The following is a 17109-nucleotide window of genomic DNA, read 5'->3' on the forward strand; positions in this document are numbered from 1 at the left end:
CACCCGCCCGACCGAAGGGAACGAGCCGTGAGCCCGTCCGCCGACCTGCCCACCGCGCCGCCGCCGGCCGCCCCGGCGACCGACCTGCCTGCCGGCCTGGTCCGTACCGTGCCCGTCTCGGGCCTCCAGCGCGGCCTCTGGTTCCTGGACCGGTGGAACCCACAGTCCGTCACGTACACCACCCCCTGGACGTACGACGTCGCCGGCCCGCTCGATCTCGTGCTGTTCCAACGGGCGTTGGACGACGTGGTCGCCCGGCACGAGGCGCTGCGCACCACCTTCGCCCTGCACCCGGACGGCCCCCGCCAGTACGTCCACCGCACCCTCGACGTACCGCTCGCCGTCACCGACCTCCGGGAACTGCCCGAACCGGAGCGGGTACACCGGACGGAGCAGTTGATCGCGGCGCGGGCCGCCGAGCCGTTCGACCTGACCGCGGGTCCGCTGCTGCGCGCGGAGGCGTTCCGGATCGCCGAGCACCGCACCACCGTCCTGTTCGTGGTCCACCACATCGTCTGGGACGGTTGGTCGGCGGAGGTGTTCGAACGTGAACTCGTCGAGGCGTACAGTGCGTCGAGCGAGCACCGGGCCCCCGTCCTCCCGGCGCTCACCACCCAGTACGCCGACTGGGCGGAGGAGGAGCAGTACGTCTCCTACGAGGAACACCTCGCCCACTGGAAGGAGCGCCTCGACGGCGCCCCCATCCTCCTGGAGCTGCCCGGCGACCGGCCGCGGCCCGCCGAGCGCAGCCAGCGCGGAGCCACCGAGCCGTTCGACCTCGCACCCGGCACGGCGGCCCGGGTCCGGGAACTCGCCGAGCAGGAGGGCGTCACCCCGTTCACCGTCCAACTCGCCGCCTTCGCCCTGTTGATGGGACGCTGGACGGGAGCGGACGACCTGCTCGTCGGCACCCCGGCAACAACCCGCAGCCGTCCCGAACTCACCGATCTGATCGGCTACTTCGTCAACCTGCTCCCCCTTCGCGTCCGGCTCGCCCCCGACGCCACCTTCCGCGAACTGCTCGCCGACCTCCAGGACCGGGTCTTCGACGCCTTGGGCTACCTCGACGTGCCCTTCGACCAGGTGGTCGACCAACTCGGCACCGCACGCAGCCCGCAACACCCACCGCTGGTCCAGGTGGTGTTCGGCGCCCACTCCGAGGAGCGCGCGCCACTCGTGCTCGGCGCCGCGACCGCCGAGCGAACCGTCCGCGCCAACGGCACCAGCAAGTTCGACCTCACCTGGTCCGTCTTCGAGGGCGCCGACGGCGGCGAGCTGCGCGGCGAGGCCGAGTACAGCAGCGACCTCTTCGAAGCCGCCACCGTGCGCCGACTCGCGGCCGACTATGCCGGCCTGCTGGACACGGCCCTGGCAGACCCGAACGCCACCGTGCTCCGGCTCACCTCCGACCCCCAACAGCAGCGCCCGGCACGGCTCGCCCCGGGCCACTGCCTGCACCACCTCTTCGAGCGGGCCGCCGACGCCCACGGCGACCGGCCCGCCGTGAGCGACCCGCACGGCACCGTCAGCTACGCCGAACTCGACCGCCGGGCCAATCGGTTGGCCCACACCCTGCTGGCTCGCGGGGTGCGTCCCGGCGACCGGGTCGGCCTGCTGCTCGAGCGCAGCGCCGCCGTGCCGGTCGCGATCCTGGCCGTACTGAAGACGGGCGCCGCCTACGTCCCGGTCGACCTCGCCGCCCCGGCCGACCGGGCGGCCTTGGTCTTCGGCGACACCGCCGTCACCCTGGTCGTCACCGACCGGCCCGACCGCGCACCGGACGGCCCCTGGCAGACCCTCGACCTCGCCGCCCGCGCGGAGGAGATCGCCGCCCGCCCGGCCGACCGTCCCCGCGCCGCCGGCCGTCCCGCCGACCTGGCCTATCTCATCTTCACTTCCGGCTCGACCGGCCGCCCCAAGGGGGTCGCCGTAGCCCACGAGCACGTCAGCCGCCTCCTCGACTCCGGTCGGGACCACTTCGGATTCGGCCCCGAGACGGTCTGGACGCTGTTCCACAGCTACGCCTTCGACTGGACGGTCTGGGAGCTCTGGGGCGCCCTGTTGCACGGCGCGCGCCTGGTCGTCGTGCCCTACCTCACCAGCCGCTCGCCCGACGACTTCGCCGGCCTGCTCGACGAGGAACGTGTCACCCACCTCTGCCTCACGCCCTCGGCACTGCGCCAGCTCGAACCGGCGCTCCGCCGCCACCCGCGCACCCTGCCGGAGCTGCGGTGGATCATGCTCGGAGGCGAAGCGCTCGACCCTGGAGCGGTCCGGCGCTGGTACGACCTGGACCCACTGCCACCGGCCCGGCTCTGCAACCTCTACGGCATCACCGAGACCACCGTCCACGTCACCGCCCACGACGTCGCCGAGGACGGCGCGGGGTTCGAGCGCAGCGTGGTCGGCGAACCCCTGCCGCACCTCACCGCGCTCGTCCTGGACGACTGGCTGCGCCCCTGCCCACCCGGCGTCCCCGGTGAGCTGTACGTAGGCGGCGGCAGCCTCGCGCACGGCTACTGGGGCCGGCCGGACCTCACCGCAGGCCGGTTCGTCGCCGACCCGTACGGGCCGCCCGGTGCCAGGCTCTACCGGACCGGCGACGTCGCCAGGCGACTGCCCGACGGCGGTCTCGAGTACGTCGGCCGGGCGGACTTCCAGGTGAAGCTGCGCGGCTTCCGGATCGAGCTCGGCGAGATCGAGAACGCCGTCACCGCCCACCCCGAGGTGGACGCCTGCGTGGTCACCGTGCACGAGGACCGGCTCGCGGCGTACGTCATCGGGCGCGCCCCGGCCGAGCCCCGGGACCTGCGGGCCTTCCTCGGCCGTTCGCTGCCCGACTACATGATCCCGGCGACCGTCACCGTGCTGGACGCGCTGCCGCTCACCGTCAACGGCAAGGTCGACCGGTCCGCGCTGCCCGCGCCCGACCGGGCCGCACCCGCCGCCACCGGCCGGCACGTCGAGCCGCGCACGCCGGAGGAGGAACTCTTCGCCGGTGTCTGGACGGACGTGCTCGGAATCGGGGGGGTCGGCGTCCACGACGACTTCTTCCACCTCGGCGGGGACTCCATCCGCGCCGTCCAACTGGCCGGAGCCCTGCACGAGCGGGGCTGGCAGGTCACCCTGCGGGACGTCTTCGACGCACCCACCGTGGCCGAACTGCTGCCACGGGCCCGCCCGGTGGCCGTCGACCCGGCTGCGCACCGGCCGTTCGCGCTGATCGCCGCAGCGGACCGGGCCGAACTGCCACCCGGGATCGTCGACGCCTACCCGATGGTCTCGATGCAGCTCTCCATGGTCTTCCATATGGAAGTCGCCGGCGGCACCGACAGCTACCACAACGTCAACTCCTACCGGATCACCGGCGACCTCGACGAGTCCGCCTTCCGCCGCTCGGTCGACGAGGCGATGGCCCGGCACGCCGTCCTGCGCACCGGCCTCGACCTCTCCGGCTACGGCGAACCGCTCCAGCTGGTGCACGGCGCGCTGCCGGCGCCGGTGCAGTTCGTCGACCTGCGCAGGGCGGCGGCTGAGGAGCAGGACGTCCAGGTGCGTACCGCGTTCGAGCACCACCGGGACCGGCCCTTCGACCTGACCGAACCGCCGCTCTTCCGGATCACCGTCCAGCGGCTGGCCGACGGCGCCTACCAGCTCACCATCTCCGAGCACCACGCCATCCTCGACGGCTGGAGCTTCACCTCGCTGCTCACGGAGATCCTCGAGCGGCACACCGCGCTCGCCGCCGACCCGGCCTCCGCGCCCACCCCGCCGCCGCGCACCGCCTTCCGCGACTTCGTCGCGGTGGAGCGCGCGGCAGCCGACGAGCAGGACTCCCTGGCGTACTGGCACCGGCGACTCGACGGTGCCACCGGGCAGCTGTGGCCCGGCAGCGAGGACGTCCACGAGTTGCCGCGCACCCTCGAGCGGGTGCTGCCCGAGGCCCCCGGGCAACTGCGCGCGGTCGCCGACGCGCTCGCCGTCCCGGTCAAGTCGGTCGCGCTCGCCGCCCACCTGCACGCCCTCGCCCGGATCACCGGGCGCCATCGGGTCACCACGGGGCTGGCGACGAACGGCCGGCTGGAACGGCACGGCGGGACCGAAGTGTACGGACTGTTCCTCAACACCGTCCCGCTGGTTGCCGAGCCGGACGAGGACCTGGCCGCCCTGGTGCGGCACGTGCACCGCGAGGAGCTGGACATGATGCCGCACCGCCGGGTGCCGTTCGCCCGGCTGGCCCGGATGATGGCCGACACGGCGCTGGACAGCCAGTTCGGCTACCTGCGGTTCCACGCGCTGGGACGGCTCAGCGGGGCCCGGATCGAGGACGGCCGGATCGGCTGCGAGCCGACCCTGCGGCACGAGCCCAACAGCTTCGCCTTCGGCGCCTCCCTGATCCAGGACCCCGTTTCGCAACGCGTGCTGCTCGCCGTGGACCACCAGCGTGCGGTGGTGGACGACGCCACGGCGGGGGAGTTCGTCGACGCCTACGCGACGGCGCTGGCCCGCCTGGCCGCCGACGTCTGACCCGCCGTCGGCCGCGGACGCCGGTCAGTGCCGCTCGCCCGACGGGTCTGTCGGACCGGGCGCGCGCACGCCGTGTTCGGGCCGTCGGGACGGCACCGCCCGCCGACTCCGCCCTGCTGCGCCGACGCGACACCCACGCCCGAGTGATTCCCCCCGCCCCACCGACCACCGAGGAGTGCCCTCGCATGACCAGCTACGCCGAACCGTCCAGCAGCACCCCCGACTCCGCTCCGCGTCCCGCCGCCGACCTGCTGTCCCGCCTGCGCGCCGCCGTCCGGGCCCACCCCGCGCGGCCCGCCGTGCACGCCGTCGACGGCAGCCTCGACTTCGCCGCCCTGGACCGACGGACCACGGCCCTGGCCCGTGCCCTGCAGGAGCACGGCGTGCGGCGCGGCGACCGGGTCGGCATCCACCTCACCCGCACCGCCGACCTGCCGGTCGCGCTGCTCGCAGCCTGGCGGGCCGGCGCCGCGTACGTCCCGCTCGACCCTGCCTACCCGGCCGAGCGGATCGCCTTCATGGCCGCGGACGCCCGCCTCGCCGCCGTGGTCAGCACCGACGCCGCGCCGCCCGTCCCGGACGGCGTCCCGGTGCTCCGCCCGGATACCGCGCCGGCCGACCGGGGCACCGACGGACCGGTGACCGCATGCACCCCGCACCCGCTCGATTCCGCCTACGTCATCTACACCTCGGGCTCGACCGGTCGCCCCAAGGGCGTGGAGGTCCCACACGGAGCCGTTGCCGATCTCGCCGCCGCCCTGGAAGCCACCGGCGCGTACCGACCCGAGCCGGGCGTCGTCGCCTGGAACGCCAGCGTTTCCTTCGACGCGTCCGTCCAGCAGTGGATCCGGGTCTGTCGGGGCGACACCCTGGTGGTGATCGACGACGCCCATCGCGCCGAACCGGCCCGTCTGGCCCGACTGCTCGCCGAACGGAACGTCACCGACCTCGACTTGACCCCCTCGCACTGGCAGCTGCTCCGCGAGCCGCTGGCCGGCGCCCGCGTCCCGCGGCTGTTCATGGGCGGTGAGCCGGTGCCCGCCCGGACCTGGCGCGAGCTGGCCGAAGGCGGCATCGACGCGCTCAACCTGTACGGCCCCACCGAGTGCACCGTCGACGCGTCCACCACCTCGATCACCGGCCCCGCCCCGCACCTGGGCGAGCCGCTGCCCGGCGTCCGCGCCCATCTGCTGGACGACCGGCTCGCCCCCGTGACGGTCGTCGGCGCGGTCGGCGAGCTGTACCTGGCCGGGCCCGGCCTGGCCCACGGCTACCCGGGCCACCCGGGCCTGACCGCGGGCCGGTTCGTCGCGGACCCGTTCGCGCCGGAGCCGGGTGCCCGGATGTACCGCACCGGCGACCTCGCCCGCCGCACCGCCGAGGGTCTGCTGGAGTACGTCGGACGCGTGGACCGCCAGGTGAAGTTGCGCGGCTTCCGCATCGAGCCGGGCGAGGTGGAGCACGCGCTGGGCGCGCTGGTCGGGGTGACCGCCGCCGCGGTCACCGTGCACGAGGCCGCGCCCGGGGACCACCGGCTGGCCGGATACGTCACCGGCGCAGCCGCCCGACCCGCCGACCTCCTGGCCGAGCTGCGCCGCACCCTGCCCGCCCATCTGGTGCCGTCCACCGTGACCGTGCTGGACGCCCTGCCGCTCACCCCCAACGGCAAGGTCGACCACCGTTCCCTGCCCGCCCCGGCGGCGGACGACGTCGCACCCGAGGCCGCCGCCGAGCCGCCTGCGGCCGGGGGAGTGGACGAGCAGGTCGCCGAAGTCTGGCGCACCGTGCTCGGTGTGCCCAGCGTCGCGCCGACGGACGACTTCCTCTCCCTCGGCGGCCACTCCCTCACCGCCCTGCGCGTCGTCCACCTGCTCCGCCGCAAGCTCAACGTCGAGCTGCAGCTCCGTCACCTGTTGGACGCCGCCGACCTGGCCGGCTTCACCGCAGCCGTCCGCCGTGCCGCCGAGGCAGGTCCGGCCACTGCCCGCCCCGCCCTCACCGCCCGCCGGGCGGCCGTCCGATGACCGGAGCGACCACCACACCGGGCACCCCGGCGGCGCGGACCGTCCGTCCCCGGGTCGAGGGCGACTGGCTGCTCGTCCCCGCGCCGCAACCCCACAGACCCGTGCGGCTGTTCTGCTTCCCGCACGCCGGTGGGGATGCCACCGCCTACACCCCGCTGGCCCGATCCCTCGCCCCCGTGGCCGAGGTCTGGGCGCTGCGCCCGCCGGCCCGGGGCGGCCGCAGCAGGCACCCGATGCCGACCGACTTCGACGCGCTGGTGACTGCCGTCGTCGAGGCGCTGACCCCACACCTGACCGGGGGCGACGGGGGCCGGTTCGCCTTCTACGGGCAGAGCTTCGGAGCCCTGCTCGCCTACGAGGTCGCCCGGGCACTGCCCGCCGACCGCCGTCCAGAGCTTCTGGTCGCGGTCGGTGCCCCCTGCCCCGCCGAGTGGGCCGAGCGCCGGACCAGGGACCTGGACGCGTCCGAACTCCTCAGGCTCACCGGTTTGGAGGAGATGGTCCGGGCCGATCCCGAGCTGGTCGAGCTCGCCCTCGGAGCCATCCGCGCGGACCTCGCCGTCAGCGCCACCTACCGCCACCGTCCCCGTGCGCCGATCGGTTCCGCGCTCCACGCCCTGGCCGGGGCCGACGACCCGATGCTCGCCACCGCCGGCCTCACCGGCTGGGCGGCCCACACCCGCGGTGAATTCCGCCACCGGGTCGTCCCCGGCGGGCACCTGCTCGCCACGGTCGACCGGCCCGGCCCGGTCGGCCTCCTGGCCTCCCTTCTGACGAGAGGCCAGACCTCCCCTCCGTTCCGCACCGCCCCCAGGGAGCAGAGATGCTGACCACCACCATCGACCTCACCGACCCGGGGCTGTGGGCCCTGCCGGATACCCCGGACCTGGTCGCCGAACTACGCCGTGAGGCACCCGTCCACCGCACGGACACCCTCGACGACGGCCCCGTCTGGTCGGTGCTCACCTACCGGGAGTCGGCGGACGTGCTGCGCAACGCGGCCGTTTTCAGCTCGGAGTCCGGCTCGCTGCTCGGTTCGGGGCAGGGCACCGTACCGGTCGGCTCGGGCCGGATGATGGCCCTGACCGACCCGCCCCGCCACCGCGAACTGCGCGCCCCCGCCAACCCGTTCTTCTCCAAGGGCGGGGTACGCGGTGCCGCCCGCTCGATCGCCGAACGGGCCGGTGAACTCTTCGACCGGGCCGTCGAGCAGGGCGAGGCGGACCTCGTGGACGTGGTCTCCGCGCTGCCGCTCGCGGTCATGTGCGACCTCCTGGACGTCCCCGAGGAGGACCGCGACATGGTCGTCCGGGTCTGCGACGTGGGGTTCCTCGGCCGCACGCCGGAGGAACGCCGGGCCGGTCACCAGCAGTTGATCCCGTACCTGCTGCACCAGGTGATGCTGCGCCGCTCCGCCCCGCGGGACGACCTGATCTCCATGATGGCCACCTACGAGGTCGGTGGGCGACTGTTACCGGTCGAAGACGTGGTGCTGAACCTGGACAACATCGTCGTGGGCGGCGTCCAGACGGTCCGCCACACAGCCGCCATGGGGCTGCACACCCTGGTCCAACGACCGGACCTGTGGCGGAAGCTGCAGCAGGGCGAGGTGTCCATGGACTCCGCCGTGGACGAACTGCTGCGTTGGACGTCGGTGGGCCTGCACACGCTGCGCACCGCCACCCGGGACGTCGAGCTGGGCGGGCGGCAGATCCGCCGCGGCGACCGGGTCGCGGTCTGGGTGTGGTCCGCCAACCGGGACCCGGAGGTCTTCGAGCGCCCCGAGGAGATCCGGCTCGACCGCTCGCCCAACAAGCACCTCGCGCTGGGCTTGGGCGCCCACTACTGCATCGGTGCCCCGCTGGCCAAGGCAGAGTTGAGCGCGCTGTACGCGGCAGCGCTGGAGAAGGCGGCCCGCATCGAGCCGACCGGACCGGTCCGCCACAACCGTTCGATCATCAACTTCGGCCTGGACCACTTCCCGGTCCGCCTCACCCCCCGATGACCCGGCAGCCGGCCGCGCGGTGCGGCCCGAGGGCAGCAGGCTGCCCCCGCCGCCTGCCGTAACTGCCGCCCACCTGCCGGAACTTGTGCCGCTCAGGCCAGTCCGGCGCCCCTACCTTCGAAGCACACCCAGAGCTCCTCCCACCCTACGGAGACCACCATGAGCAACCCGTTCGAGGACGACAACGCCGGCTACTTGGTCCTGGTCAACGACGAGAACCAGCACTCGCTCTGGCCGGTCTGGATCGACGTGCCGGCCGGCTGGACCACCGTCCACGGGGAGGCCGGCCGCCAGGAGTGCCTCGACTGGATCGAGGCCAACTGGACCGACATCCGCCCGGCGAGTCTGCTCGCCACCCTCGACCAGCGGTGAGCGCCACCATGCCGATCTGGGAACTGGCACCCGGTCGTCCGGCGCTCGCCCACGCGCCGGGCACCGCCGACCTCGACGAGGCCTGCGAGTGGCTGCGGGAGCACGAGGCCGAACTGACCGCCGCCCTGTACGAGCACGGCACCCTCTTCCTGCGTGGGCTGCCGGTGACGCAGAGCGCGGACGTCGCCGCCGTCCGCGACGTGCTGATCCCCGAGCCCACCCCGTACCGGGAGAAGGCCACCCCTCGCAGTGACTTCGGCAACGGCGTCTTCTCGTCCACCGACCTGCCGCCCGCCCAGTCGATCCGGATGCACAACGAGAACAGCTACACCCTGACCTTCCCCGGGCGGCTGCTCTTCGCCTGCCTGACCGCCCCCGAAGCGGGTGGCGCCACCCCGACCGCCGATGTCCGCAAGGTCCTCGCCGAGCTCCCCGACGACCTGGTGGAACGGGGCCGGACCTCGGGCTGGACGCTCACGCGGAACTACTCGGACTACGTCTCGCTCGGCTGGCGCACTGCCTTCGGTACCGAGGACCGTGCCGACGTCGAGCGGTACTGCCGGGAGAACGGCATCGCCTGGCAGTGGCAGCCGGACGGCAACCTGCGCACCAGCCAGCTCCGTTCGGCCACGGTCCACCACCCGCAGACCGACGAGGAGGTCTGGTTCAACCACCTGGCCTTCTGGAACGAGTGGTCGCTCGACCCCGACATCCGGGAGGCCATGGTCGACGAGTTCGGCCCGGACGGCCTGCCGTTCAACACCGGATTCGGCGACGGCGAGCCGCTCTCCCGCAAGGACGTGGACGACCTCAACGCGGCCTACGACGCCGCCACCGTCCGCGAGACCTGGCAGGTCGGCGACGTGATGCTGGTCGACAACGTGCTCTGCGCGCACGGCCGCGACCCGTACCGCGGTGACCGCAGGATCGCCGTCGCCATGGGCCGTCCCGTGGACCTCCTGGACTGTCGGCCCACGGTGCAGTCCACCACCCCAGTCCCCGCCTGAGGCGACCCGAACACCATCCGTGCCGTGATGTGAGCAGAGGAAGCACCGTGATCCCGGTTTCGTACGCACAACAGCGTCTCTGGCTGATCGACCAGATCGAAGGGCCGACCGCGCTCTACAACCTGCCGTTCGCGGTCCGCCTGCGCGGCGCGCTCGACACCGCCGCGCTGCGGGCCGCGACGGCGGACGTGGTCGCCCGGCACGAGGCCCTGCGCACGGTGTTCCCGGTGACGGGGGGAGTCCCGGTGCAGCGGATCCTGCCGTCCGCGGAGGCGGACATCGCCTTCGAGACGGTGGACTGCGCACCGGGCGACTACCCCGTCCTCAGGGACCGGGCCGCTGCGCACGTCTTCGACCTGAGTGCCGAACTCCCCATCAGGATCACGGTCTTCTCGCTCACGACCGCCCGGCCCGCCACCGAGCACGTGGTGCTCGTCGTGCTCCACCACATCGCCGGCGACGGCTGGTCCCTGGGTCCGCTGCTGCGCGACCTCGCCGCGGCCTACGCCGCCCGCCTCGAAGGCTCCGCCCCCGACTGGCAGCCACTGCCGGTCCAGTACGCCGACTACACGCTCTGGCATCGCGAACTGCTCGGCGACGAGAGCGACCCCGACAGCCTGCTGAGCCGTCAACTCGACTACTGGCGAGATGTGCTGTCGGGACTGCCGGAGGAACTGGACCTGCCGGTCGACCGCCCGCGGCCGCCCGTCCCGACGGGCGCCGCCGAAGCCCTGTCGTTCGGCTACGGCCCCGAACTGCACGCCGACCTGACCGACCTGGCCCGGCGGCACCGCGCCACCCTGTTCTCCGTCCTCCAGGCCGGCCTGGCCGCGCTGTTCACCCGGCTCGGCGCCGGCACGGACATCCCGCTCGGCACCGGCGTGGCCGGCCGGTCCGACGAGGCGCTGCACGACCTGGTCGGCTTCTTCGTCAACACCCTGGTCCTGCGCACCGACACCTCGGGAGACCCGTCCTTCGCCGAACTCCTCCGTCGGGTGAGGGAGTCCCAGCTCGACGCGTTCGCCCACCAGGACGTGCCGTTCGAGCGGCTGGTCGAAGAGGTCAACCCGGCGCGTACCCGCGGCCGTCACCCGCTGTTCCAGACCCTGCTCGTCCTGCAGAACCACGAGGAGGGCGCACTCGGCCTTCCGGGTCTCGAGTCGGCGCCCGAGCCGCTCGGCCTGCGGGTCGCCAAGTTCGACCTCAACATCGGCATCACCGAGCGGCGCACCCGCGACGGAGCCCCGGCGGGCCTCACCGGATCGGCCGAGTACGCCGCCGACCTCTACGACCGCGCCACCGTCACCTCCCTGTTCGAGCGCCTAGGCCGGCTGCTGGCCGCCGCTGCCGCCGACCCCGAGGCGCCGATCGGCACCCTCGACATCCTCGCCCCCGAGGAGCACGCCCGCCTGCGAGACGAGTGGAACGCCACCGACGCGCCCGTCCCGTCCGGCTCGTTGCCGGAGTTGTTCGAGGCTCAGGCAGCCCGCACCCCGGACGCGATAGCGCTCGCCGACGACGGCGGCGCCGTTCGTTACGCCGAGCTCAACGCGCGCGCCAACCGGCTGGCGAACCATCTGATCGCCTCCGGCGTCGAGCCGGAGTCCCCGGTCGCCCTGCTGATGGAGCGCTCCGTCGACCTGGTCGTCGCCACCCTGGCCGTGCTCAAGGCCGGCGGCGCCTACGTCCCGATGCACGCGAGCCTGCCGCCGGAGCGGATGGCCGCGCTGCTCGCGGACACCGCCGCGCCCGTCCTGCTCACCGACCGCGCCGATCCGGGCTTCGCGCACACCGCCGTGGTGGTCCGCCCCGGTGACGAGGCGGCTGCGCCGGCGGAGAACCCCGACGTCCCGGTCCACCCCGACCGGCTCGCCTACGTGATGTTCACCTCCGGCTCCACAGGCACCCCCAAGGGCGTCGCGGTCCGCCACCGCGACGTGGTCGGCCTCGCTGCGGACCGCCGCTGGCAAGACGGTCGGCACCGGCGCATCCTGCTGCACTCCCCCCACGCCTTCGACGCCGCCACGTACGAGCTGTGGACGCCGCTGCTGTCCGGCGGCACGGTGGTCATCGCCCCGCGCGGCAGCCTGGACGCCGCCGCCCTGCAGGCCGTCGCCACCCGGCACGACGTCACGGCCGTCTTCCTCACCAAGGCGCTCTTCGACCTGATCGCCGAGCAGGCCCCGGAGACCTTCCGCACGGTCCGGGCCGTCTGTACCGGCGGCGAGGCCGCCTCGGGCACCTTGATGCAGCGCGTCCTCGACCACTGCCCCGACCTGTTGCTCGCCCACGTCTACGGGCCCACCGAGGCCACCACCTTCGCGACCCACCACCACCTCGCCCCCGCCGACCTGACCGGCCCCCGGCCACCGATAGGCGCCCCGCTCGACAACATGCGCGCGTACGTCCTGGACGAGCACCTGAACCCGGTCCCGCCCGGTGTCCCCGGTGAGTTGTACGTGGCGGGCGCCGGCCTGGCTCGCGGCTACCTGGGTCGCCCGGCGCTGACCGCGGAGCGTTTTGTCGCCGACCCGTTCGCACCGGGGGAGAGGATGTACCGCACCGGCGACCTGGTCCGCCGCCTGGCCGACGGCGCGATCGAGTTCGTCGGCAGGGCCGACGGTCAGGTCAAGCTGCGGGGCTTCCGGATCGAGCTGGGTGAGATCGAGGCCGTGCTCTCCCGCCACCCGGCCGTCCGACAGGTCATCGTGGTCACCCGCGAAGACCGCCCCGGCGACACGCGGCTGGTCGGCTACTGCGCCGTGCACGGTTCCGCCCTGGACGGGAATCCCGCACTCGGCTCCGAACTCGCCTCCGAGGTGAAGCAGTTCGCCGCCGATCGCCTCCCCGGCTACATGGTCCCCTCGGCCGTCGTCGTACTGCCCGCCCTGCCGCTCAACGCCAATGGCAAGGTCGACCGGCGTGCGCTGCCCGCCCCCGAGCTGGGTGCCGACACCTCGGGCCGTGCCCCGCGGAACGCACGCGAGCGCGCCCTGTGCACGCTGTTCGGCGAGCTCCTCGGCATCGACGACATCACCATCGACGACGATTTCTTCGAGCTCGGCGGCCACTCCCTGCTGGCCACCCGCCTCGTCGGCCGTGCCCGTGCCGAGCTCGGCGCCGAGCTCGCCATCGGCGACCTCTTCCAAGCCCCGACGGTCGCCGCCCTCGCCGACCGACTCGCCGTCGACCCGATCCGCCCCGCGCTCCGCCCCGAACCCCGGCCCGATCGGCTGCCGGTCTCCTTCGCCCAGCGCCGGCTGTGGTTCCTCGGCCAGGCCGAGGGCCCAGCCGCCACCTACAACGTCACCCTCGCCCTCCGGCTCACCGGCCCGGTGGACGCAGTCGCCCTGGAGCACGCGCTCGGCGACGTCGTCGCCCGCCACGAGAGCCTGCGCACCGTCTTCGACGAGCACGACGGCGTCCCGTACCAGCGGATCCTGCTCGCCCCACCGGCCCCGCTGCTCACCGTCACCGATCGTCCGGCGCAGGAGCTCGTCGGTCACACGTTCGATCTTGCTCGTGACGTCCCACTGCACGCCTACCTGTCGCCCGAGTCGCCCGACGAGCACGTGCTGCTCCTGGTGATGCACCACATCGCCAGCGACGGTTGGTCGTTGCGGCCGCTCTTCCGCGACCTCGCCGAGGCCTACACCGCGCGGCTCGGCGGTGGGCCGCCGGTATGGGAGCCGCTGCCGGTGCAGTACGCCGACTACGCCCTCTGGCAGCACCGGACGCTCGGCGCGGACACCGATCCGCAGTCCCCGCTCGCCCGCCAACTCGACTATTGGAAAACCACGTTGGCCGGACTGCCGGACGAGCTGCCGCTTCCGTTGGACCGGCCCCGCCCGCCGGTCGCGAGCCACCGCGGCGACGTCGTCCCGCTGGAGCTGGACGCGGAGCTGCACACACGGCTCTCCGGCCTGGCCGCCGCTCACGGCGTCACCCTCTTCATGGTGCTCCAAGCCGCGTACGCCACCCTGCTGCACCGCTTCGGCGCGGGTGACGACGTGCCGATCGGCACACCGCTGGCGGGCCGTCTCGACCCGGCACTCGACGACCTGGTCGGCTTCTTCGCCCACACCCTGGTGCTGCGCACGGACCTCACCGGCCGGCCCACCTTCGCCGAGCTGCTGGCCCGCGTCCGGGAGGCCGACCTCGGTGCGTACGGGCACCAGGACGTGCCGTTCGAGCGGCTGGTCGAGGAGCTCAACCCCGCGCGCTCACTGGCGCTGCACCCGCTCTTCCAGGTGATGATCGCCTTCGACAACACCGGCGGCGGCGGGCCCGAGTTCCCCGGCACCCGCACCGCCCACGAGCCGCTCGGCCTGCCCACCACCGCGTTCGATCTGGCTCTCAACCTCGCCGAGCGCCACCACCGGGATGGCAGCCCGTCCGGCCTCGAGGGCGGCCTGGAGTTCGCCACCGACCTCTTCGACCGGACCACCGTCGAACGACTCGCCGAGGCGCTGCTGCGCCTGCTCGCCCAGGTCGCCGACGACCCGCACATCCCCGTCGCGGAGCTGGACGTACTGGGCGAGGTCGGCCGTGCCGCGCTGGCCGAGTGGCACGACACCGCCCGCTCCGGCGCGGACGAGCTCGTTCCGGCGGTGTTCGCGGCTCGGGTGGCGGCTACGCCCGGTCTCACGGCTGTGGTCTTCGGGGAGACCCGGCTGACCTACGCCGAGTTGGACGCGCGCGCCAACCGGCTCGCCCACGGTTTGATCGCTTCCGGTATCGGCCCGGAGGACGTGGTCGCGTTGGCCCTGCCCCGTTCGGTGGACACGGTGGTCTCCGTCCTCGCCGTGCTGAAGGCCGGTGCGGCGTTCCTGCCGCTGGACGCCGAGTACCCCCGGGACCGGATCGCCCACATGTTGGCCGACGCCCGCCCGGCGGCCGTCCTGCGTGGTGCCGGCTGGCCGCTCCCCGAGACGTTGGACGGGTTCGTCGTCCTGGACGCCGCAGAGCGGGTCTGGGCCGGGCGGTCCGCCGACGCCCCGCCCGTCCGGGTCGGCCCGTCGAACGCCGCCTACGTGATCTACACCTCCGGATCCACCGGCCGCCCCAAGGGAGTGGTGGTCCGTCACGGTGGCCTGGCCAACCTGCTCGCCTTCCACCGCGGCGAGACCATCGCCGCGGCCCGGCAGATGCACCCGGGACGAAGGTTCAGGCTCGCCCACACCGCCTCGCTCTCCTTCGACACGGCCCTCGAGACCCTGCTGTGGATGGTCGCCGGCCACGAACTCCATCTGCTCGACGACGACCTGCGCCGCGACGCCGCCGCCCTCGTCCGCTACGCGGAGCAGACCGGCGCCGACGTCCTCGACGTCACCCCCGGCCAAGCCGAACGACTGGTCGAGGAAGGCTTGCTCGACCGCTGCCCGCCGGCGCTCCTGATGGTCGGCGGCGAGGCAATCGGCCAGACGCTCTGGTCCGCCCTCGCCGCCGCCCCGGACACCGTCGTGCTCAATATGTACGGTCCCACCGAGTGCACCGTGGACGCGCTGTACCACCGGCTCTCCGACGACCCGCGCCCGCTCATCGGCAGTCCGCTGCCCAATCTCCGCGCACACGTCCTGGACGAGCACCTGAACCCGGTCCCGCCCGGTGTGCCCGGTGAGTTGTACGTGGCGGGCGCCGGCCTGGCCCGCGGCTACCTGGGTCGCCCGGCGCTGACCGCGGAGCGTTTTGTCGCCGACCCGTTCGCACCGGGGGAGAGGATGTACCGCACCGGTGACCTCGCCCGGCGCCGCACGGACGGCCGGATCGACTACCTGGGCCGCACCGACCACCAGGTCAAGATCCGCGGCTTCCGGATCGAACTCGGCGAGATCGAGCACGCCCTGACGGCTCACCCCGACGTCCTCCAAGCCGCCGTGCTGCCACACCAGGACCGCACGGCGGGCAACCGGCTGGCCGCGTACGTCGTGGCCCAGACCCCGCTCGACCCTGCCGTGCTGCGTGCGCACGCGGCCGCCACCCTGCCCGACTACATGGTGCCGGCGGCCTTCGTGACGCTCGACGCGCTGCCGCTCACCGTGAACGGCAAGCTCGACAGGGCAGCGCTGCCCGCCCCGGAGTTCGCGGTGGCCACCGGTGGCCGGGTGGCTCGGACGGCGCGTGAGGAGTTGCTCTGTGGGTTGTTCGGTGAGGTGCTCGGGGTGGCGGGGCCGGTTTCGGTCGATGATGACTTCTTTGCTCTTGGTGGGCACTCGTTGCTCGCGATGAGGCTGGTCAGTCGGGTTCGTTCGGTGTTCGGTGCCGAAGTCGGTATCCGGGACGTGTTCGAGGCGCCGACGGTGGTCGGTCTGGCTCAGCGGTTGGATGGTGGCGGGGCGCGGCTGGTGCTGACGGCCGGTGGGCGTCCAGAGCGGCTTCCGCTCTCCTTCGCGCAGCAGCGGCTGTGGTTGATCGACCGGATGGAGGGTCCCAGTGCGCTCTACAACATGCCGCTCGCGTTGCGTGTCCGCGGTCCGCTCGATCCGGTCGCCCTGGAGCGTGCCCTGGGGGACCTGGTCGCCCGGCACGAGACCCTGCGGACGCTGATCACCGAGCAGGACGGCGAACCGCACCAGCTGGTCCTCGCCGCCACCGACGCCCCGCTCCCGGTCGAACTGCGCGACTGCACTGCGGAATCGGTGGAGGCAGAGGTCGAGCGGGCAGCCCGCCGTCCCTTCGACCTGGCCGCCGAACCGCCCGTCCGGGTCACCCTGCTCCGGGTCGCTGCCGACGAGCACGTGTTGGTCGTAGCGCTGCACCACATCGTCGGCGACGGCTGGTCGATGGGCCCGCTGCTGAGTGACCTGGCGGATGCCTACGCGGCCCGTCGGGGCGGCTCGCTGCCCGAGTGGGACGCGCTGCCGGTGCAGTACGCGGACTACGCGCTCTGGCAGCGTGAGTTGCTCGGCGACGAGGGCGACCCGGACAGCCTGGTCTCCCGTCAGCTCGCCTACTGGCGGGAGGCCCTGGCCGGCCTCCCGGAGGAGCTCTCGCTCCCCGTCGACCGACCCCGCGGCGCCCGCGCCGACCACCGGGGGGACCGGGTCGTCCTGCCGGTCGACGCCGGGCTCCACCGGGCCTTGGTCGAGTTGTCGCGCGAGCACCGGGTCACCCTGTTCATGACCTTCCAGGCCGGTCTGGCCGCGTTGCTCACCCGGCTCGGCGCCGGCACCGA

Annotated in this window: 7 protein-coding genes; all 7 read left to right on the plus strand. The window is 73.4% G+C overall.

Annotation, left to right across the window (positions count from 1 at the left end; translation table 11 throughout):
• Positions 1-27 precede the first annotated feature (27 nt).
• Positions 28-4527: an amino acid adenylation domain-containing protein gene (locus ACFXOM_RS20755; protein WP_385038704.1), complete on the plus strand. Its 4500-nt coding sequence runs from the start codon at positions 28-30 to the stop codon at positions 4525-4527.
• A gap of 185 nt (positions 4528-4712) precedes the next feature.
• The gene (locus ACFXOM_RS20760; protein ID WP_385038707.1) at positions 4713-6551 is read left to right on the plus strand and encodes a non-ribosomal peptide synthetase; all 1839 of its coding nucleotides are present in this window, start codon (positions 4713-4715) and stop codon (positions 6549-6551) included.
• The gene (locus ACFXOM_RS20765) at positions 6548-7381 is read left to right on the plus strand and encodes a thioesterase II family protein (protein WP_384930393.1); all 834 of its coding nucleotides are present in this window, start codon (positions 6548-6550) and stop codon (positions 7379-7381) included. Before ACFXOM_RS20760 ends, ACFXOM_RS20765 begins: the two co-directional genes overlap by 4 nt.
• Entirely contained in the window at positions 7375-8556 is a 1182-nt protein-coding gene (locus ACFXOM_RS20770) for a cytochrome P450 (protein WP_385038710.1), read from the plus strand. Before ACFXOM_RS20765 ends, ACFXOM_RS20770 begins: the two co-directional genes overlap by 7 nt.
• Positions 8557-8715: 159 nt before the next feature.
• Positions 8716-8928, plus strand: coding sequence for an MbtH family protein (locus tag ACFXOM_RS20775; protein WP_384930387.1), 213 nt, complete (start codon positions 8716-8718; stop codon positions 8926-8928).
• 8 nt (positions 8929-8936) lie between these two features.
• Positions 8937-9935 (plus strand): TauD/TfdA family dioxygenase, encoded by a 999-nt coding sequence (locus tag ACFXOM_RS20780; RefSeq protein ID WP_385038722.1) that lies wholly within the window; start codon positions 8937-8939, stop codon positions 9933-9935.
• Positions 9936-9982: 47 nt separating this feature from the next.
• Positions 9983-17109: amino acid adenylation domain-containing protein (locus ACFXOM_RS20785; protein WP_385038713.1), on the plus strand; the 7127-nt coding region annotated here is incomplete at its 3' end.

The sequence above is a fragment of the Streptomyces sp. NPDC059169 genome, from assembly GCF_042755225.1.
Lineage (GTDB): Bacteria > Actinomycetota > Actinomycetes > Streptomycetales > Streptomycetaceae > Streptomyces.

Excerpts from the sequence above, each read along its gene's own strand:
- ACFXOM_RS20760 (WP_385038707.1), top strand. The coding sequence starts at position 4,713 with ATGACCAGCTACGCCGAACCGTCCAGCAGCACCCCCGACTCCGCTCCG.
- ACFXOM_RS20765 (WP_384930393.1), top strand. The coding sequence starts at position 6,548 with ATGACCGGAGCGACCACCACACCGGGCACCCCGGCGGCGCGGACCGTC.
- ACFXOM_RS20770 (WP_385038710.1), top strand. The coding sequence starts at position 7,375 with ATGCTGACCACCACCATCGACCTCACCGACCCGGGGCTGTGGGCCCTG.
- ACFXOM_RS20775 (WP_384930387.1), top strand. The coding sequence starts at position 8,716 with ATGAGCAACCCGTTCGAGGACGACAACGCCGGCTACTTGGTCCTGGTC.
- ACFXOM_RS20780 (WP_385038722.1), top strand. The coding sequence starts at position 8,937 with ATGCCGATCTGGGAACTGGCACCCGGTCGTCCGGCGCTCGCCCACGCG.